This is a genomic window from Vibrio albus (assembly GCF_003144035.1).
In the GTDB taxonomy this organism is placed as follows: Bacteria; Pseudomonadota; Gammaproteobacteria; order Enterobacterales; family Vibrionaceae; genus Vibrio; species Vibrio albus.
The window spans coordinates 1-20,792 of the sequence record NZ_QFWT01000011.1; the positions used below are offsets into that span (position 1 = coordinate 1).

A 20,792-nucleotide genomic window follows, 5' to 3' on the forward strand; every position below is an offset into this window, starting at 1 on the left:
AGACTAAGTAAACTTAATCTCGATTGGTCACTCAGTTCATTGAAACCTAATTTGATACCGAAGTATCTCATTTGATTTTCATCAACGAGTGCCCACACAGATTGATAGGTTTAAATTGTTAAAGAGCGTTGCTTTGAAGCTTTCCTCAAAGCGGACGTGCATTTTAGCGAGATAACTGTCAGTGTCAAACACTTTTTCAATTTTATTTCTCAGAAGCTTTCGTCCTGACTGACTCTTGGCTGAAGCCTTGTGGGCTCTGCCGTGTCAGTGAGGCGGCATTATAGAGATCCCAATCACATTGGCAACCCCTTTTTTCATAAAAATGTAAAAAAAGGGGTTATATGCTCAAGGAGTGAACGAATTGGCAAAAAACGAAGTTAGACAGCGATTTTTAGTCCTCAAGTTTACTTTGATACGCCATTATTTTGCCGTTACTGACCACTAATTGAACGGTCTTGTCCGTACTCACCTCTCCAGACAATATGGATTTCGCTAACGGGTTCTCAACACTATTCTGAATTGCCCGCTTCAATGGCCTTGCACCATAGACAGGATCAAACCCGACTTCAGCTATCACTTCCAACGCTTTGTCAGATATTTCAAGTTCGTAGCCATGTTCCAGCATTCTGGACGCAAGACGCTGCAGCTGAATTTGTGCTATCGACTTGATATGTTCTTTGCCCAGTGGATGGAACACAACGGTTTCATCTACCCGGTTAAGAAACTCAGGACGGAAATGCTTGTGGACCACATCCATCACCTCATTCTTAATACCCTGATAGTCAAGATGCATGAAGTTTTCCTGGATTCGGGATGAGCCCAGATTAGAAGTCATAATGACAACGGTGTTTCTGAAATCGACCGTTCTTCCCTGTCCGTCAGTCAACCGGCCGTCATCCAGCACCTGCAGCAGAATGTTAAATACATCCGGGTGTGCTTTTTCCACTTCATCCAGAAGGATGACAGAATAAGGTTTGCGACGAACAGCTTCTGTCAGATATCCACCTTCTTCATAGCCGACATAGCCAGGAGGAGCCCCAACCAGACGCGCCACTGAATGTTTTTCCATAAATTCGGACATATCAATCCGGACCATGGCATCTTCACTATCAAACATAAAGTTGGCCAATGTCTTACAGAGCTCTGTCTTACCAACCCCAGTCGGACCTAAAAACAGGAAGGAACCAATTGGCCGGTTCGGATCAGAAAGTCCAGCGCGACTACGGCGTATCGCATCGGCAACCACTTCCACCGCTTCTTCCTGTCCTACGACTCGTTTGTGTAAGGCCTTTTCCATATGTAATAACTTATCTTTCTCGGCCTCCAGCATTTTGGATACCGGTATGCCAGTCTGTTTTGAAAGCACTTCTGCAATTTCCGCCTCTGTCACTTTGTTTCTCAGCAGAGTCATCTCCTGCATTTCTGCCTGAGTGGCCAGATCCAACTGCTTTTCCAGTTCAGGAATCCGACCATACTGAAGTTCTGACATACGGTTCAGATCACCAGCCCGACGAGCCACATCCATATCCATACGGGCTTGTTCCAGTTCAGACTTTATATGCTGGGTACCAGAAAGCGCGGCTTTCTCTGTTTTCCAGATCTCTTCCAGCTCGGCATATTCGCGCTCTTTTTCATTTAATTCTTCATTCAGAGCCTCAAGCCTTTTCACACTAGGCTCATCGTGATAATTCACCAGCGCCTGCTGCTCTATTTTCAACTGGATGATTTTTCGATCCAGTCGATCCAGAGATTCAGGCTTGGAGTCCATCTGCAGACGAATGCTGGAAGCGGCTTCATCGATCAGATCAATGGCCTTATCCGGCAACTGACGATCAGAGATATAACGATGAGATAAGCTGGCTGCGGCCACAATAGCCGGATCAGTAATTTCAACATGGTGGTGAAGCTCATAACGTTCTTTGAGTCCACGCAGAATCGCGACCGTATCCTCAACGCTTGGCTCGTCCACCAGCACTTTCTGGAAACGGCGCTCCAGTGCAGCATCTTTCTCAAGGTACTGGCGATATTCGTCTAAGGTAGTCGCGCCAACGCAATGCAGTTCACCTCTGGCTAACGCAGGCTTGAGCATATTACCCGCATCCATAGAGCCTTCGCCTTTACCGGCACCAACCATGGTATGCAGCTCATCAATAAAGAGGATGATATTTCCCTCTTCTTTTGCCAGTTCATTCAGCACGGATTTCAGGCGTTCTTCAAACTCACCACGATATTTTGCACCGGCGACCAAAGCGCCCATGTCCAGAGAGAGAACCCGACGACCGCGCAGCCCCTCAGGCACTTCGCTGTTGATAATACGCTGCGCTAACCCTTCTACGATGGCCGTTTTACCTACCCCTGGCTCACCAATAATTACCGGATTATTTTTTGTTCTGCGCTGCAATACCTGAATGGTTCGGCGGATCTCATCATCTCGACCGATAACCGGGTCCAGCTTACCCTGCTCTGCCCTTTCGGTAAGATCGATGGTGAATTTTTCCAGAGCCTGACGTTTCTCTTCCGCATTGGGATCATCCACTTTCTGCCCACCACGAACTTTTTCGATGGCTTCGGTGACAGACTCTTTTGTCAGCCCTTGCTCTCTGAGCAGAGTCCCAAGCTCACCTTTATCTTCGATAGCCGCAAGTAAAAAGATTTCGGAAGAAATATAAGCATCTTTTCGGTGCTGAGCCACTTTATCGCACAGGTTAAACAGCACGCCCATATTATTGGATAACTGTACGTCACCCCCTATTCCGCTGACTTTCGGTAAGCGATCCAACATTTCTGCAAGTTTGGATCGCAGCTGTACGACGTCAACATCCAGCATGGTAAGCAACGGACGGATCGTACTGCCATCCTGATTCAGCAGTGCAACCATAAGGTGGACCGGCTCGATATACTGATGGTCACGTCCCAAAGCCAAAGACTGAGCATCAGAAATAGCTAACTGAAATTTACTGGTAAATCTGTCTAAACGCATGACAACCTCCGGCGAGATAATTCTGTTACAAGAAAGATGGTCACTGCCGGGAGGATTTTCAAGAGAAAAGAGTGTGGATATGATCTATTTTTCGATCCAGATGAAGGAGGCCTGACGTCCGGTAACGCCCTGACGACGATAAGAATAGAAGCGTGAAGGATCTGAGTAGGTACACAATCCACTGACGGTAATGTCTTCAACGCCAGCCGCTTTTAGCCGCTGTGTTGCCAGCAAAAACATATCTGCCAGATATTTCCCATTGCCCTTGCTGCGAAAGGCCCATTCAGCCGTGGGATCATGGCTGACAAATACCTCAAAGACATCCTGACCGACTTCAAATGCGTTAGCCCCAATAGCCGGGCCAAGCCAGGCCATCACCGGCTTATCGAACTGACTCACCGCATTTTCCACAATCCCGTTTGCCAGCCCACGCCAGCCGGCATGTACAGCGGCTACCTGAGTTCCCTCAGTATCAGTCAGCAAAACGGGTAAGCAGTCCGCAGTCATCACACCACACACAACTGAGCTTGCTGTGGTTATCGCCCCATCTGCGGCCATAACCTCATCAGTCGGCTCACAAACCCGCTGCACGACAGTCGAATGGGTCTGCTCCAGCCAGACCGGCTTAGCCGGGAAGTGATGCTCACGAACCAGTAAGTCCCGGTTGGTCTGTACTACATCAGGCTTATCCCCGACATGCATACCAAGATTCAGACCATCATAAGGCGGCAGGGAAATCCCACCGTCCCGGGTAGTACTGATTGCCTTTATCTTCGCGGGTGCATTCCAGTCGGGAATAATAACGTCCATTTAAATCTCATCCTCATGATGTAGCTTAGCGTCTTCACGCAGCGCCTCAGTCATCGCCACCATATCATCAGGAACCGGAGCGTGGAATTCCAGATCTTCACCGGTAATAGGGTGCGCAAACCTCAACATAACCGCATGCAAAGCCTGGCGATCAAAGGCCCGGATCATTTCAGCCAGCTCGTCAGACGCCCCTTTAGGGATTCTGGCTCTGCCACCGTAGGCGATATCGCCTAAAAGCGGATGCTGAATATAGGACATATGTACCCGGATCTGGTGAGTACGCCCCGTCTCCAGACGCAAACGAATACGGGTATGTTCACGAAAATGTTCCGCTACCCGATAATGAGTTATCGCTGGTTTACCCAACACATTCACGGCCATCAGAGTACGTTTGGTCGGATGTCGGCCAATCGGCTTCTCAACTTTGCCACCAGCGGTCATGGTACCAATAGCTATCGCTTCATACTCTCGGGTAATGTTTCTTTTTTGCAGCTCTCGGACCAGGCGTGTCTGTGCCGGTACCGTTTTCGCGACAACCATCAGACCGGTTGTGTCTTTATCCAGACGGTGTACGATCCCCGCACGAGGCACTTCAGCAATTGGCGGGTAATGGAACAACAACCCGTTAAGTACGGTTCCGTCCGGGGTTCCAGCGCCTGGGTGCACAACCAGATCCCGAGGTTTATTGATGACGATAATATCGTCATCTTCATAAACGATATCCAGAGGCACATCCTGCGCTTCCCAGCGTTCTTCATCTTCCAGTTCAGCCAGCACAGTGATCTCTTCACCGCCCATGACTTTGGTTCTGGGTTTGGTCACGACTTCGCCGTTAACCTGAACTTTGCCATCCAATAGCCACTCTTTAAGGCGAGAGCGGGAAAAATCTTCAAACAACTCCGCAATAGCCTGATCTAATCGCTGACCAAGCTGGCTCTCTTTTACTTTATTTGTTAACTCAATCTGTTGGGCCATATCGAACTTTTTTAAAAACCGTGAGACTAATACTCACTTCTATGAAAGAATAAGTGGTTGGGCTATTGTAGCCGTAACCGCTTTAAAAGTAACGGACGCTCAAGAATTATTTGAATCTGAGGAATAAAATCCTGACATGAAATACCGCACTTTATCGGGTTTACTGACCTTATCATTACTGTTTGGCTGCTCCAGCACAGAGGAAATTGTACCGGATATTCCTGCTGCTGAACTCTACTCAGAGGCACAGTCTTCTCTTCAAAGCGGGAATTGGATGACCGCGATCGAAAGACTGGAAGCACTTGATAGCCGCTATCCTTTCGGAGCATATTCAGAGCAAGTTCAACTTGATCTGATATATGCCTACTACAAGAACAATGATATTCCATTAGCTCAGGCGAGTATTGAGCGGTTTCTGCGCCTGAATCCAACCCATGAAAAGCTGGACTGGATTCTATATATGCGTGGTCTAAACTATATGGCCCAAGATCATAGCTTTATGCACAGTGCTTTTAATATCGATCGCTCAGACCGGGACCCAGAGCCGGCACGTTCTGCATTCAATAGCTTCAAACAGCTACTGCAACGATATCCAAACAGCGTTTATACGGCAGACGCTCATAAGCGTATGTACTCACTCAAAAACAGACTGGCCAATTATGATCTGGCAACCGCAGACTTTTATCTGCGCCGGGAGGCATGGATCGCCGCTATCAATCGTTGTCAGGAATTGCAGAAAACCTACCCGGATACGGAAGCTGCAAGAGAATCCCTAAAAATACAACTTGAGGCATATCAAAAACTGGGACTGGATGAAGCAGTACAGCGAACCCAAAAGTTAATAGAGCTGAATCCTCAGTTTTAATTTCTTTACGCCTGACATAAAAAAATGCCGCGAACAAAAAGTAAGCGGCATTTTTTTATTGATCAATTTGAACAGGACTCGGGTCACAAAAAGTAAGTGTTTACTATTTGTCCACAGCTTTATTTATGGCTGTACAAGCCCCCTAAAAAACACAAGATTTCTAGTCCTTACCTTTCCCCAAGGTAACAAACTCCAGTGAATCTACAAGCTTTTTTTAATATTTTCTGAAATAGTTTTTGTGAATGATCACATTAATCTTCTCATTCGAATTCCTTTTATTTAAAAGTGATCTTGATCACATTTTTTCCTAATCACTGAGGTAGTCTGGAGTTAACCCATAAGGGATGTTACAGAGGAGATCATCTATGAGAGTAAATATCACTGGTAAAAATATTGACACAACCTCTGCAATCCGTTCGCATATCGAAGCGAAGCTGAAAAAACTGGAGAAATGGCAAGTAGATATCATTAACTGTCAGGCGGCTATCAGCGAAGAACCTAACCGGCAGAAAAAATTTGAAGCAACTGTGACTATACCTAAAGGCAAGCTCGTCGCTTCTGCAACTCATGAAGATCTGTATGCAGCAATTACAGAAACAGAACAAAAATTGGAGCGTCAACTAAATAAATTGCGTCATAAACCTGATGCAAAACGCGCTGCTTACCCAGATAAGCCAGAGTTAGATGAAGCGGTTTAATGTAATAGCCTGTAAATAGATAAGAGGATTTAGAAAATAGCGCCGATAAGGCGCTATTTTTGTCTGAGACGTTTTTTGCATAGACAAACTTCTGCTTGACGCGTACACCCACCTTGCTTATTGTGTATTCCAACTTATGAAGGAACCCATAACCAATGCAAACCACCATCCTGTTCTTTTTTGATTTCTTTTTTATCTCCTGAATACACGGGGCTGAAATCGTTTTGGAAAAAGAAATCAAAAACGAACAGAAAGCCTCCCACCGGGAGGCTTTTTTAATAAGGATAATAAATGATGACAGACAGTAATTATTCTCTGGATGAGATACGACTTCGCCTAAACGAGTTAGACGACAACCTGCTGCAGATTCTTTCGGAACGCCGGGCACTCAGTATCGAAGTCGCCAAAAGCAAAATTGAAACGTCTAAACCCGTCCGGGATTCAGAGCGCGAACAACAACTGTTAGTCAAATTAATTGAGAACGGTAAAAGTAAGTACCAGCTTGATGCTCAGTATATCACCAAAATCTTTCATACTATTATCGAAGATTCAGTTCTGCTCCAGCAGGCCTATCTGCAAAACCTCGCTAACCCTGAATTAAGCAGGAAGCCGCTCGCCAGAGTCGCCTACCTTGGCTCAAAAGGTTCGTACTCTCACCTTGCCAGCCGTGAATACTTCGGCCGTAAAAATATGGAATTGGTCGAACTTAACTGCGATAACTTTAAGGAAGTAACAAAAACAGTTGAATCCGGACATGCTGACTACGCGGTACTGCCTATTGAAAATACCAGTTCAGGCTCCATCAACGAAGTTTACGATTTGTTGCAACACACCACCCTATATATCGTCGGTGAGCTGACTCAACCTATTGAACATTGTATTCTTGCCAACTCAGATATCCGCCTTGAAGAAATAAAAACACTTTACTCTCATCCGCAACCACACCAGCAATGCAGTGAATTTCTCAGCCGCCTGAAAGGAGTGACTTTAGAAAGCTGCGCCAGCACCGCTGATGCTATGCAGAAAGTAGAAGAATTAAACCGTCCGGATGTCGCCGCTATCGGCAATGCTTCCAGTGGCAAACTATATGGTCTTCAGACAATCCAGAGCAACATTGCCAATCAGACAGAAAACTATACCCGGTTTATTATTGTTGCCCGTAAACCCGTTGAGGTTTCTTCACAGATCCCAGCCAAAACGACACTGATTATGTCAACCTCTCAGGAAGCGGGTTCTCTGGTTGAAGCGCTTCAGGTTCTGCAACGCTATGGCATCAATATGACTAAGCTGGAAAACCGCCCGATAATGGGTAACCCATGGGAAGAAATGTTTTATGTTGACCTGGAAGCTCACCTCAACTCAGAACCTATGCAGAAAGCACTCTCAGAGCTGACGAGCATTACCCGACACCTTAAAGTGTTAGGTTGCTATCCGGTGGACAATGTACAGCCAACAGAAGTCAAAATGGATTAAATCAATACTATGCAGAAAGTCATTGTCGCTTCGTTAAATCCAGCCAAAATTAATGCGGTAAAAAGCGCCTTTCAGGAAGTCTTTCCTGAACAGGCGTTTGTCTTTGAAGGTATCAGTGTTCCAAGTGATGTATCTGATCAGCCAATGTCAGATAGAGAAACAAAACAGGGGGCGCTGAACCGGGTAAAAAATGCTCGTGCAGCCGTTCCTGATAGCACCTTCTATGTTGGACTGGAAGCCGGTAATGAGGAAGATGTGACCTTTGCATGGATGGTCATTGAATCGGGTAACCGGAGAGGCGAATCCCGTTCCGCCAGTCTTATGCTCCCGCCACATGTTGTTGAAGGCGTACATAACGGCAAAGAACTTGGGGATGTCATGGATGAAGAGTTTGGTACCCAAAATATCAAACAGAAAGGCGGAGCTATCGGGCTGTTAACCAAACATATTCTGACACGAAGCTCCGTTTATCATCAGGCCCTTATCCTGGCACTGATCCCTTTTATCAACCGGGAACATTTTCCGGATAATCTTCAGAGTTAGTTGTCGATATCATCCCTGCGAAAGCAGGGATTTATTTATTAGCAGAAAGCAGTTCAAGCAGTGTCTGCTTTTCTTCTTCACTGCGACTTTTGAGCTCGTTCGAGCCGCGGGTAATCGTCGCGACCCCAACCCCCAGCATCTGGCTTATCTGGCGCTGGGATATCTCCCCTTTCAGTAATTCATTAAAGATATTGACTCGGGCAACCAACGCGTCTCGCTCATCCGCCGTCATCATCATCGTCAACAACATCTCATGCTGATCCTTTTCTGCTGCATTCTTAACCAGTTTCATTAAGTGTTGCCAGTCTGAAAACTCAGGCACCAGGGTCTCTTTTATAGTAGACATTCAATGTACTCGTCAGGTAGTTTGTCCACGCATAGTATACTTAAGCCACCTGAATATGCGAGCATCACTGAGTATTATATTCTTCCCGGTTTGTTTAATATCTGGAACTTAACTCCTTCGCGTGCAGAAAACTGCCGTCGACCCCCATCAACTCTCGGTAATAGGTTTCAAACATCAGAATATTTTGCACATAACGTCGGGTTTCCTTAAACGGGATCGTTTCGATAAAAGCAAAGGCATCCAGCTTGTTACCACTGATTTCACGCCATTTTTTTACCCGATGAGGTCCTGCGTTATAAGCTGCCAGCGCCAGAATACGGTTATTATCATACTGACTCAGCAGGCTATTCAGATACCGACTGCCGATTTCAATATTTTTTCCGACATCATAAAGATCACTCGCCCCTCGATAGTTGAGCTTATATTTTTTTGCCGTGTATTTCGCGGTTCTTGGCATGATCTGCATTATCCCCCGGGCACCTACCGGTGAACGAGCCTGAGCATCTAACGCACTTTCCTGCCTGGCAACTGACATCAAAGTAATGGGGTCAACCTTATGTTTATCCCCATAAAAGTTAAACCACCATCGATGTGCTACCGGAAAGCGTAATGCCGTGTCATCCCACATTTTCGCTTCAATCGTGGCGGTTACCGTCAGGTGATGCCACCCCCGCTCCGCAGCATATACTGCCAGCGCTTTTTTCTCAGACTTGCCAACCATCCATAGCAGCCAACTCCATTCTCGTTTTGCCGCATAAATCTTATCCAGCTCAATCATTTCTTTGATTCGAATAAGGCTGTCTTTATACGGATCCAGAATACGGGTATCCGTTGAGGTTTTCTGTACCTGATAAATCACCGGCTTATCCAGTGATTTGGCGGCTGCCACACTATAAAAGTTGCGTTGCCCCAGAATAGCCTGTAGTCGCTGTATTCCCTGCTCTCTCTTGCCCAGAACCAGTTCTGCCCTGCCAAGCCAGTATTGCCAACGCAAGGTTTTCTTCTTATCTGCTGGTAAATGCTGAATCCAGCGCTGAGTTGCAGGCCAGTCACCAAGTCTAATAGCCAGCCGGATGCGCCGTTCCAGAACCGATGACGCATGACTTTTTTCCAGCACACTATCACGCCACTCGGCCAGTTCACTATCATCGGTACTGATAAGCCGGGAGGCTAGGTATTCCAAGACTTTCTGGGCATGGGTGTCAGAAAACTCCTGCGCAATAAAGACGGTATCCAGCAAAGAGCGTGCTTTATTGATGTCTTTACGCGCCAGCCTTTTCAGGGCAATCGCAGACTGCTTACGGTTAAATGCCGAAGGGGGATTGGTCTGAGCGAACACTTCAACATAATCAGGGTGAGCCGACATATATTTGAGAGAGTTTGCTTTCAGCTTACTCTTCTCGCTCTGCGTCATCTTAGCCAGATAGGAAAGCAAAGAGTAACTTCGGCTGTCAAAAGTCAGTAGCATACGCCGCAGGATAAGATCGTCAGTCCTCAGACCTGCCTGATCCCAGGCTTCAAACAGCGGGTCACAATGGTCTGAAACACTATGCCCATTTAACCAGAGCTTTTCCGCCCCCTCGAATGCTTTATCCGTCTGCCCGTTTTTATACTGGGCATAGTAATAACTGCAGCGGTATTTCTCTGTTTTGGGTTCATAGGTCTGGTACTGATAAAACCGCGTCCAGTTACCCTGCTTTATCAAAGCATCCAGATACGCTGCCCTCACATTATTGATGAAAGGAAAAGACTGGTGCAGCCGGGTAAACTGCTCCACTTCCTCCGGTGTTCGTTTACCGATATCAATCAGAAAAGTCCGGTAATCGACATAAGGAGTAAGAGGGTAATCCGCGATCTTGTCTCGAATTTCCAGGTATTCGTCTACTTGCTTTTTATCCAAATAGCTTTGTGCTTGTTGGTATATAACTCGCTGCTGTGCAAGAGACGCTGGTGCGGCATTGGCACCAGAAGAGATAGCCACGAATGGCAAAACAGCAGAGACAAGTTTTATCAACTTTTGCATCTGTTCGTACTTCCTGAGAGGTGTATATTGCGTGAAACTTCACCAAATCTCATACTAGCGTAATACTCAAGCAATGTCTGAACAGAAAATGAAAAAAAATGCAGAAATGAATTAACAAAATGAATCCACAGCAAATATTTTTTTGTCTTAATCATTAAGCCGCGGTTATAAGCTTTCATATTTGAAATAGACAACAGCCCCGGTCTAAAATAGACGCTTATTTTTTCTGATAATAGGTTCAATCGGCAATGGCTGAATACGTTTATACCATGTCGCGGGTGAGCAAAATTGTTCCCCCTAAGCGTCAAATACTTAAGGACATTTCTCTTAGTTTCTTCCCGGGAGCTAAAATCGGCGTACTTGGCCTGAATGGTGCGGGGAAATCAACCCTGCTACGCATTATGGCAGGTATTGATACCGACATCGACGGTGAAGCCCGTCCACAACCAGGTTTGAATGTTGGGTACCTGCCACAGGAGCCGATTCTTGATGAATCGAAAACAGTACGGGAAATTGTGGAAGAAGCGGTTTCCGACGTTGCAGATGCCCTGAAACGCTTAGATGCGGTTTATGCCGCCTATGCCGAACCAGATGCCGATTTTGATGCACTGGCAAAAGAACAAGGTGATCTGGAAGCCTTGATTCAGGCAAAAGACGGACACAACCTGGACAACGCTCTGGAGCGTGCAGCCGATGCCCTTCGCCTTCCTGAGTGGGATGCCAAAATTGCGAATCTTTCCGGTGGTGAACGCCGGCGTGTGGCTATCTGTCGCCTGCTGCTGGAAAAACCAGATATGCTACTTCTGGACGAACCAACCAACCACCTGGATGCCGAATCCGTTGCCTGGCTGGAACGATTCCTGGTGGACTACAGCGGTACCGTTGTGGCCATTACCCACGACCGTTACTTCCTGGACAACGCTGCCGGCTGGATCCTGGAACTGGACCGTGGTGAAGGTATTCCATGGGAAGGCAACTACACCTCATGGCTGGAACAAAAAGATGCCCGCCTGCAACAGGAAGCATCGCAGGAAAAAGCTCGTCAGAAAACCATCGAGAAAGAACTGGAATGGGTGCGTCAAAATCCAAAAGGTCGCCAGGCCAAATCTAAAGCGCGTATGGCCCGCTTCGAAGAGCTTAACAACACCGAACACCAGAAGCGTAACGAAACCAACGAACTGTTTATCCCACCGGGTGAGCGTCTGGGCGACAAAGTTGTCGAAGTCAACAACCTGACAAAATCATTCGACGGCCGCGTACTTATTGATGACCTGTCTTTCAGCATGCCTAAAGGTGCCATCGTCGGCATTATTGGTGCCAACGGTGCGGGTAAATCAACCCTGTTCAAAATGCTCAGCGGTACAGAACAAGCCGATTCAGGCACCATCGAACTGGGTGACACTGTAAAACTGTCTTCTGTTGACCAGTTCCGTGACAGCATGGATGACAGTAAAACTGTCTTCCAGGAAATCTCTGAAGGGGCGGATATTATTCGTATCAACAACTTTGAGATCCCGGCTCGCGCATACTGCTCCCGCTTTAACTTTAAAGGTACCGATCAGCAGAAAGTGATTGGTGAGCTGTCTGGTGGTGAGCGTAACCGTGTTCACCTGGCGAAACTGCTTAAGGCCGGCGGTAACGTGTTGTTACTCGATGAACCAACCAACGACCTGGATGTAGAAACCTTGCGTGCACTGGAAGAAGCTCTGCTTGAATTCCCAGGCTGCGCCATGGTGATCTCGCATGACCGTTGGTTCCTTGACCGTATTGCTACCCATATTCTGGATTATCGTGATGAAGGCCAGGTGAACTTCTATGAAGGCAACTATACTGAGTATACCGAGTGGCTAAAACAGACTCTCGGGGCTCAGGCTGCCGAGCCTCACAGAATCAAGTACAAGCGTATTGCAAAGTAAATATTTATTGTACGGGTTAACGAATCGTGTATCAGGCTGCTTTTTATAAGCAGCCTTTTTATTTATGATTATTCATAGACAATAGATAGCTTATAGAGAGATAAACCATGACAGAACGACGCCGTTTCTCACGTATTCTTTACCAGGCTCCAGCTGAACTGCGTCAGGGCGACACCAGATTTAGTTGTTCCATTCAGGATCTATCACTCCATGGCATGCTTCTGACTTCATCAGATGACAACCCGATCAATGCAGATAAACTGGTTGATGTTTTTTTCCATTTGCCGGAAAGCGACATTGTGATTTCTTTGACGGCGAATGTGATTGAGATTACGTCAACCCTGATGCGGACCAGCATTGACCATATCGATATTGAAAGCATCAGCCATCTGAAAAGACTGGTAGAGCTCAATATGGGAGACGATGCTCTTCTCCACAGAGAAATCGAACAGCTTTCCGAACTTGGAGACGAGTAAGTCATTTTCCGTCTCAAAATTTGGAATCAAGTTCAAAAACTGGAATTTATTTTTCATTTCTATCAGCCCCTAGGTTGGCTTAAGACAACAGTAATTGTTTATAAATAAAACATATTTTCACTCAATCTTAAAAATAAGACAAAACACCCATTGCTTTATTGCCTCTGGTTGCGTATGGAAATGCTTTTTCCTAACGATAAAATTAGAGTGGAGAGAGAGCCGTTGAGGAGAAGCATGATGAGTTACGACGTTAAATTAACCCCGGTAGACAAAAAAACAAAAGCCGCTTTTGCACAAGTGTGTGAAGATGCAGGCCTTAGCCCGAGAGAAGCTCTGAGTCTGTTTACTAAATCTGTCGCTGCAAAAGGCGATATACCTTTCGATATAAAGGCAATGCAACTCTCTAATACGATGTTTGGTGAAGTGGGAGAAGAACACTTCATTGTCGATGATGACATGAGCATAGAAACAGAAAAAGAAAGCCGTTTCTTCAATGAAATGATGGGAATCTAATCCTTTTTTGATATTATGCTGACCGCTCTCTTTCCGACTCAATTAAAAAGGGAGCCTTGATAGGCTCCCTTTTGCTATTCCTGATACCATTTATTCTGGTTTACTGCGAAAACCATCCAGAATAATCATGACAGCACCAATGCATATCGCTGAATCGGCAAGATTAAAGGCTGGCCAATGGTAACTGCCCCAGAAAAAATCCAGATAATCCACCACAAAACCATGAACTAAGCGGTCAAACAAATTACCTATTGCCCCGCCAATAATCAGCGCATAGGCACTATTATTCCATTTTTCCCGGGCTGGTAACTTGCTCATCCAGAAGACCAGCATCAGACTGACGGCAACAGCAATACCAGTAAAGAACCAGCGCTGCCACCCGGCCTGATCGCCGAGGAAGCTGAATGCCGCACCGTAGTTATGTACATGCAATAAATTAAAGAACGGAAGGATTTCTATCCGGTTCCCCCATCCATAGCCTATACGGTCCAGAACCAGAAACTTAATTCCGATATCTGCCAGAAAAACCAGAGCTGCCAGCCATAGCCAGCGGACTCCTGATTGTGATAACGCGGGCTTATTCTTGCCCGCGTATTTCTCTTCTGTCATGCCAGAGCATCCATTAAGCAAAGCGACGTTGCTCGCCTTCGCCCTCAACGTTAGATACACAGCGACCACAGATTTTTTCATGGCCTTCAATCGTGCCTACATCCGCTACATGGTGCCAGCAACGGTCGCATTTTTCGGCTTCTGATGCTTTCACTTCAACAAACAGACCTTCAATATCCGTTGCCTGTGCCGCGTCTGATTTCTCGCTCAGAGGCTTCACTGCCGCTTTAGAAGTCAGCAGTACAAAGCGCAGCTCATCTTCCAGCTTGTTCAGTTTTTCCGCCAGAGCATCATCAGCATACAGAGACACCTCAGCCTGAAGTGCACCACCGATCACTTTTTCGCTACGAGCCGCTTCCAGCAGTTTATTCACAGCGCCACGAACCGCCTGAATCTCGTTCCAGAACTCATTGTTCAGCTCTTCACCTTCAGCCAGGCCAAACAGACCGTCATACCACTCTTCAGTGAAGACAAACTTGCCTCGCTCGCCCGGCATCTGGTTCCAGATTTCATCCGCAGTAAACGACATGATAGGTGCCATCCAGCGAACCAGAGCCTCTACAATGTAGTACAGAGCGCTCTGACAGCTGCGTTGTGCGTTGCCGCCCAGTTTTGCTGTGTACTGGCGGTCCTTAATCACATCCAGGTAGAAAGAACCCATTTCGATAGAGCAGAACTGCATCAGACGTTGAGTCACGGCGTGCGTGTTGTACTCTTCATACGCCTTAATAATGTCTTCCTGAGCTGCCAGTGCACGACCAACCGCCCAGCGATCCAGAGCCACCATATCTTCTTTTGCAACCAGATCCGTTTCCGGATTAAAGCCGCTCAGGTTAGCCAGGAAGAAACGCGCTGTGTTACGGATACGACGGTAAGCATCAGCAGAACGCTTCAGGATTTCATCAGATACAGCCACTTCACCAGTGTAATCTGTGGATGATACCCAAAGACGCAGAATGTCAGCACCCAGTTTGTTGGTCACATCTTTTGGTGCTACCACGTTGCCGATAGACTTGGACATCTTACGGCCTTGTCCGTCAACCACGAAACCGTGAGTCAGTACCTGGTTGTACGGTGCCTTATCCTTCATTGCAATTGAAGTGATAAGTGAAGACTGGAACCAGCCGCGGTGCTGGTCTGAACCTTCCAGGTACAGGTCAGCACTGTTGCCGTTAAACTCTTCACGGCTATCCACTACAGAGTAGTGAGTCACACCGGAATCGAACCAAACATCCAGAGTATCCAGCACTTTTTCGTAGTTCTGTGCGTCTTCTTCACCCATCAGCTCAGCAGGCTCAACATCCCACCACGCCTGAATGCCTTTTTCTTCCACCAGCTTAGCCACTTTTTCGATCAGCTCAGCACTGTTCGGGTGAAGCTCAGAGGTTTCTTTATGCACAAACAGCGCAATTGGCGTACCCCAGGTACGCTGACGGGAAATACACCACTCAGGACGACCTTCGATCATCCCTTCGATACGGCTTTGACCCCACTCAGGCATCCACTGAACACCTTTGATCGCTTCCAGCGCTTTCTCACGCAGACCAGCCTGATCCATAGAAACAAACCACTGTGGTGTTGCACGGAAAATGATCGGTGTTTTGTGACGCCAGCAGTGCGGGTAACTGTGTTCATACGCGTGATGGTGCAGCAAAGCGCCACGCTCTTTCAGTACTTCAAGAACAGAATCGTTCGCTTTAAACACGTGCTGACCGGCAAACAGTTCAGTATCCGGCAGGAATACACCGTTTGAACCAACCGGATTAGCCACCTCAAGGTCATACTGCTGACCAACCGCGAAGTCTTCCTGACCGTGGCCAGGAGCGGTATGTACCACACCCGTACCAGAATCAGTCGTTACGTGGTCGCCAAGGATAGCCGGCACATCAAAATCGTAGAACGGATGCTGGAAACGAACCAGCTCAAGATCCGTACCTTTACAGAAGCCAAGATTGTGGAAATGCTCAATGCCAGCGCGATCCATCACGTCTTTGGCCAGCTCAGTCGCTACGATAAGACGCTCTTTCTTCTCACCTTCAACCTGAATAAGTACGTACTCAAGATCAGCCCGAACAGCCACAGCACGGTTTGCCGGCAGTGTCCATGGCGTTGTGGTCCAGATAACAATCGAGACATCACCTTCACCAATATGCTCGTTGGCCAGAGTAAATTTCTCTAGCAGAGCCGCTTCATCGACTGCAGCGAACTTAACATCAATAGATGGTGAAACCTTGTCTTTATATTCCACTTCGGCTTCTGCCAATGCAGAGCCACAGTCAGTACACCAGTGTACTGGCTTAAAGCCTTTGTGCAGGTGTCCCTGATCCGCAATCTTACCCAGAGCACGGATGATATTCGCTTCAGTCGCGAAATCCATCGTACGGTATGGCTTATCCCATTCACCCAGAATACCCAAGCGCTTGAAGCTTTCTTTCTGACCTTCAACCTGACCGGCAGCATACTGGCGACACTTCTCACGGAATTCCGCAGCTGTCACTTTCTGACCTGGCTTGCCCACCTTTTTCTCTACCATCAGTTCGATAGGCAGACCATGGCAGTCCCAACCCGGGATATAAGGTGCGTCATAACCTGAAAGGGTTTTGGATTTAATAATAATGTCTTTAAGAATCTTGTTTAGCGCGTGACCAATATGAATGTCACCATTAGCGTATGGAGGACCATCGTGTAGTACGAAAGATTTCTTGCCTTTCTTCGCTTTACGGATCTCACCGTAAAGGTCTTCTTTGTACCAACGCTTAAGCATGTCCGGCTCGCGATTAGCCAGATTACCGCGCATCGGAAACCCTGTTTCAGGTAAGTTCAGGGTATCTTTATAGTCTGTCATTGATTCTTAATTCCGTTATATTGGGCGAAAGTTAGACATTATACCAAGTGGAGGAACAGCCACTCAGTGCTCAAGCTGACGCAGCCACACCCTTGCTGCCTCAGCATCCAATTCAATTTGTTTTTTCAGCACATCGAATGATTCAAATTTCTGTTCATCACGCAGTTTTTTTAATAGCGACACTTCAAGCTGCTGGCCATAGAGGTTCCCACTGAAGTCAAATAAGTGGACTTCAAGCTGCTGACGGATCCCATTGACCGTTGGTCTGTGACCGATATTGGCCACCCCACCGACAGGACCGCCCTGCAGGCCATGAACCTCAACAGCATACACTCCGGATACCGGTGACACACACCGTTTCAGAGGAATATTTGCCGTTGGGAAGCCGATAGTCCGGCCCAGTTTACGTCCATGGGATACACGTCCGTTGATACTGTACGTCCGGCCCAGCATGCGCTCAGCTTCACTTAAATTGTTGCTTGCCAGAGCTTCCCGGATAGCCGTACTGCTCACCCTTTGTTCTCTAACACAAAAACTGCGGGTATTAACCACTTCAAAACCAAACTTTTTGCCGGCTTCCTGTAACATGGAGAAGTTGCCTGCCCGGCCCCTGCCGAAACAGAAATCGTCTCCAACCACCAGAAACTTAACACCCAAGCGATCGACCAGCAAGTCACGAATAAAAGCATGGGCAGATAAATCGGCAAAACGCTGATTAAAATTCACACACAACAAACGATCAAGCTGCAATTTGCGTAACTGAACATACTTATCCCGTAACCGGGTTAGCCTGGCGGGTGCCTTTTCTCCGATAAACAGCTCTAATGGCTGAGGCTCAAAGATCATGGCCGCGGAAGGAAGCCCTAACGCCTTTGCTTTTGAAGCCACCTGTGCCAGAACCTCCAGGTGACCAAGATGAACACCATCAAAGTTACCTATGGTCAGTACACACCCGTAGTGCTCCGGCTTTATATTGTGAATACCACGAATCAGTTCCATTTGAACCAGCTACAAATCCAACTCAGTTTATTATGCTTAGCGTGAAACCGACGGATTATATACCAGTGGCTGTTTTGCTTCCAATATTTGTTCTATGTTTCTAAGGCTCACAACAGCATGCAGGTATCGATAAACAGACCCTCTGCGCCAAGGATGGCGCAGCGGAACTCCATGGATGGATTTATGCGTGCCTGTGTTCGATACTTGCGTGCTGCTCTGCAATCCGAAACACATTCCAACCGAAGATATCAACTGATTAGTCAGACCTAATCAGCCTTTTAAATGACGCATTCTCATTCCTAGTGCGACAGCAGTGACCACATAGACCAGACCACCAAAGCCGATCAGTAACGCCAGCATCATGGCGCGCTCGGTCAGGCTCCACCCCAGCCAGACCGGCATCGCTTCTAACTGCCACAAAACTGCAGCTACCATAACCCCACCAGCGATGACAAGGCGGGCAACAAAACCCATCGTCTGTTTGCTGATTTGGTACACCTGAGCAATATGCAGCCCACGGTACAGCAACGCCATATTCACAAATGCAGACAACGCGGTCGCCATTGCCAGGCCGATATAGCCATAGAAATACGCCAGAATCGCGTTAAACACCATATTAGTGACCATCGCAATGATGCCGTAACGTACCGGTGTCTTGGTATCCTGGCGCGAGTAATAGCCGGGAGCCAGTACTTTTATCAGCATAAAATTCAGCAGGCCGGATGCGTATGCCAATAAAGATAACGAGGCCTGCTGCACGTCGGCCGGAGTAAATTCACCGCGCATAAACAGCACCATCATCATCGGCTTGGCCAACACCATTAACCCCAGCATCGCCGGAAGTCCGAGCAAAATGACCATACGCACGCCCCAGTCCATAGTAGAAGCGAACCCTTCGCTATGAGCATCCACATGCTTTCTGGACAAAGCAGGCAGTATCACGGTCGCAATAGCAATACCGAACAGACCAAGAGGAAACTCCAGAAGACGATCAGAATAGTACAGCCAGCTGATCGAGCCGGTTTGCAGAAAACTGGCGATAAAGGTATCAAACAACAGGTTAATCTGACTGACTGACACCCCAAACAGCGCCGGGATCATCAGGGTACGAATTTTAACCACGCCCGGATCATGCCAGCCCCATTTCGGCCTCACCAGCATCCCCTCTTTAATCAGGAATGGGAGCTGGAAAAGAAACTGCACCAACCCGCCCAGAAAGACCCCAATAGCCAGACCGATCTCCGGCTGATCCAAATTCGGGGCGATAAACAAAGCCGACGAAATGATCATGATGTTGAGGAACACCGGCGTAAAAGAGGACACCGCGAATTTCCCTAACGTATTCAGCACAGCTCCGGACAAGGCCACAAAGGTAATAAACCAAAGATACGGAAAGGTGATCTTCAGCATCAGGCTCGCCAGCTCAAATTTAGGTGCTGCGGGTCCGTCATTCAGCCAGTCGATAAACCAGCCCGCCCCAAATAGTGCTGCGACAGCCCCGGAGCCGACTACCCCCAACAAGGTGACAATGGTAACAATGCCCCCCAACGTACCGGACACCCGGGCAATAAGCTCTCTGGTTCGATTTTTATCACCAGAAGACTCATATTCCGTTAATACGGGGACAAACGCCTGTGAAAATGCCCCTTCAGCAAACAGACGACGTAAAAAATTCGGGATCTTATTAGCGAAGAAAAACACATCGGCACTCGCTCCGGCCCCCATCAGGTTGGCAACGACCACATCCCTGACCAACCCCAACACTCGGGAGATAAAAGTCATCATGCTTACGATTAAGCCTGACTTTAACAATCTTTTGCTCACATATACCTCATCAGAACCATGCCGATAACAGAAACCAATGCCAATAGGACGACTTATTTAATAGCATTGGCAAAAAAATGCTGATAGAATCCCCGCCATCTTAACCGCGTTAACCTGACTATTCCAAAATTTGTGTGGACTAGATGGGTTTTTGCACAAATCATTTGACATTCCGGCGAGAAAGAGGCATCCTCCTCCGCCTTAAATTGTCACCGAACTAAGTTTTTGGGAGTTAGACCCTTGGCAAACAGTAAATCTGCTAAGAAGCGCGCTATCCAAGCTGAGAAACGTCGCCAGCACAACGCTAGCCGTCGTTCAATGATGCGCACTTACATGAAGAAAACTATCGCTGCTATCAACGCTGGCGATAAAGAAGCTGCAACTGCTGCATTTGCTGCAGTTACACCTATCCTGGACCGTATGGCAACTAAAGGCCTTATTCACAAGAATAAAGCTGCTCGTCATAAGTCTCGCTTCGCTGCAGCTATCAAAGCTCTGTAATTCAGTCTTTGTTGCAAGCGAAAAAAACCGGCTTAATGCCGGTTTTTTTATATTCGTTATATTGTTAAGCAACCATTATACGGCGCAATACATGCTATGCAGCAGATGGATCATCTGCTTTACTTCGTCACTCTTCAGTGAATAATACACCGTCTGCGCTTCTTTTCGGGTACTCACCAGACCGTCTCTTCTCAACCAGGCCAGATGTTGTGAAAGGGCTGACTGACTCAGCTCCAGCTTGGTACATAACTCCCCAACTGAAAGCTCCTGACCATGAAGTAAACAAAGGATTTGCAGTCTCCTCTCATTTGCCATTGCTTTCAGCAAGGCTACAGCCTGAGCAGAGTTTTGCTCCATATCCTGTAGATTCATTCTTAGCCTCCGTTGAGCTACCAC

18 protein-coding genes and 1 other annotated feature are annotated in these 20,792 nt (G+C 47.2%); of the genes, 8 read left to right on the top strand and 10 right to left on the bottom strand.

The annotated features are described in order from the left end of the window. Positions 1-391: 391 nt before the first annotated feature. From clpB to rluD, 3 genes are all read right to left on the bottom strand, one after another. Positions 392-2,980, bottom strand: a complete 2,589-nt coding sequence (clpB, locus tag DI392_RS16915; RefSeq protein WP_109320885.1) for an ATP-dependent chaperone ClpB — start codon at positions 2,978-2,980, stop codon at positions 392-394. A gap of 84 nt (positions 2,981-3,064) precedes the next feature. Further along, a complete protein-coding gene (gene pgeF, locus DI392_RS16920) occupies positions 3,065-3,790 on the bottom strand; it encodes a peptidoglycan editing factor PgeF (RefSeq protein WP_109320886.1) in 726 nt (241 codons plus the stop codon). Next, complete coding sequence (gene rluD / locus DI392_RS16925) at positions 3,791-4,765, bottom strand: 23S rRNA pseudouridine(1911/1915/1917) synthase RluD (protein WP_109320887.1); 975 nt, start codon at positions 4,763-4,765, stop codon at positions 3,791-3,793. A 136-nt stretch (positions 4,766-4,901) separates the two neighbouring features. Between rluD and bamD the strand changes: the two genes are divergently transcribed. From bamD to yjjX, 4 genes are all read left to right on the top strand, one after another. Beyond that, entirely contained in the window at positions 4,902-5,630 is a 729-nt protein-coding gene (bamD, locus tag DI392_RS16930; protein WP_109320888.1) for an outer membrane protein assembly factor BamD, read from the top strand. Between the two features lie 365 nt (positions 5,631-5,995). After that, positions 5,996-6,328 (top strand): ribosome hibernation-promoting factor, HPF/YfiA family, encoded by a 333-nt coding sequence (gene hpf, locus DI392_RS16935; protein ID WP_109320889.1) that lies wholly within the window; start codon positions 5,996-5,998, stop codon positions 6,326-6,328. Between the two features lie 157 nt (positions 6,329-6,485). Next, positions 6,486-6,608: a sequence feature (Phe leader region), on the top strand. A 14-nt stretch (positions 6,609-6,622) separates the two neighbouring features. Then, the gene (pheA, locus tag DI392_RS16940; RefSeq protein ID WP_109320989.1) at positions 6,623-7,801 is read left to right on the top strand and encodes a prephenate dehydratase; all 1,179 of its coding nucleotides are present in this window, start codon (positions 6,623-6,625) and stop codon (positions 7,799-7,801) included. A gap of 9 nt (positions 7,802-7,810) precedes the next feature. Next, on the top strand, positions 7,811-8,344 hold the full coding sequence (gene yjjX, locus DI392_RS16945; RefSeq protein ID WP_109320890.1) for an inosine/xanthosine triphosphatase: 534 nt from the start codon (positions 7,811-7,813) through the stop codon (positions 8,342-8,344). Positions 8,345-8,375: 31 nt separating this feature from the next. Here yjjX and trpR read toward each other — a convergent pair whose 3' ends face one another. Beyond that, positions 8,376-8,690 carry a trp operon repressor gene (gene trpR / locus DI392_RS16950; RefSeq protein ID WP_109320891.1) on the bottom strand — a complete coding sequence of 105 codons (315 nt, stop codon included), beginning with the start codon at positions 8,688-8,690 and terminating at the stop codon, positions 8,376-8,378. Between the two features lie 94 nt (positions 8,691-8,784). Continuing rightward, entirely contained in the window at positions 8,785-10,713 is a 1,929-nt protein-coding gene (locus tag DI392_RS16955) for a transglycosylase SLT domain-containing protein (RefSeq protein ID WP_109320892.1), read from the bottom strand. A 248-nt stretch (positions 10,714-10,961) separates the two neighbouring features. On the opposite strand from DI392_RS16955, the gene ettA reads away from it, so the two are divergent. The 3 genes from ettA to DI392_RS16970 all read left to right on the top strand — a co-directional run bounded on the left by ettA (position 10,962) and on the right by DI392_RS16970 (position 13,618). Next, the gene (gene ettA, locus DI392_RS16960; protein WP_109320893.1) at positions 10,962-12,629 is read left to right on the top strand and encodes an energy-dependent translational throttle protein EttA; all 1,668 of its coding nucleotides are present in this window, start codon (positions 10,962-10,964) and stop codon (positions 12,627-12,629) included. Positions 12,630-12,736: 107 nt separating this feature from the next. Beyond that, entirely contained in the window at positions 12,737-13,105 is a 369-nt protein-coding gene (locus DI392_RS16965) for a PilZ domain-containing protein (RefSeq protein ID WP_109320894.1), read from the top strand. Positions 13,106-13,339: 234 nt separating this feature from the next. Further along, positions 13,340-13,618, top strand: a complete 279-nt coding sequence (locus tag DI392_RS16970; protein WP_181388457.1) for a type II toxin-antitoxin system RelB/DinJ family antitoxin — start codon at positions 13,340-13,342, stop codon at positions 13,616-13,618. A gap of 90 nt (positions 13,619-13,708) precedes the next feature. On the opposite strand, the gene lspA is transcribed toward DI392_RS16970, so the two are convergent. The 4 genes from lspA to murJ form a co-directional block, all read right to left on the bottom strand. Further along, complete coding sequence (gene lspA, locus DI392_RS16975) at positions 13,709-14,227, bottom strand: signal peptidase II (protein ID WP_109320896.1); 519 nt, start codon at positions 14,225-14,227, stop codon at positions 13,709-13,711. Between the two features lie 13 nt (positions 14,228-14,240). Beyond that, positions 14,241-17,072, bottom strand: coding sequence for an isoleucine--tRNA ligase (ileS, locus tag DI392_RS16980; protein WP_109320897.1), 2,832 nt, complete (start codon positions 17,070-17,072; stop codon positions 14,241-14,243). Positions 17,073-17,135: 63 nt separating this feature from the next. Then, positions 17,136-18,071 (bottom strand): bifunctional riboflavin kinase/FAD synthetase, encoded by a 936-nt coding sequence (ribF, locus tag DI392_RS16985; RefSeq protein WP_109320898.1) that lies wholly within the window; start codon positions 18,069-18,071, stop codon positions 17,136-17,138. 270 nt (positions 18,072-18,341) lie between these two features. Next, a complete protein-coding gene (gene murJ / locus DI392_RS16990) occupies positions 18,342-19,895 on the bottom strand; it encodes a murein biosynthesis integral membrane protein MurJ (protein ID WP_109320899.1) in 1,554 nt (517 codons plus the stop codon). A gap of 240 nt (positions 19,896-20,135) precedes the next feature. Here murJ and rpsT point away from each other — a divergent pair, with 240 nt between their 5' ends. Then, a complete protein-coding gene (gene rpsT / locus DI392_RS16995; RefSeq protein ID WP_109320900.1) occupies positions 20,136-20,396 on the top strand; it encodes a 30S ribosomal protein S20 in 261 nt (86 codons plus the stop codon). 75 nt (positions 20,397-20,471) lie between these two features. Here rpsT and DI392_RS17000 read toward each other — a convergent pair whose 3' ends face one another. Next, complete coding sequence (locus DI392_RS17000) at positions 20,472-20,768, bottom strand: ArsR/SmtB family transcription factor (RefSeq protein ID WP_109320901.1); 297 nt, start codon at positions 20,766-20,768, stop codon at positions 20,472-20,474. Between the last annotated feature and the right edge of the window lie 24 nt (positions 20,769-20,792).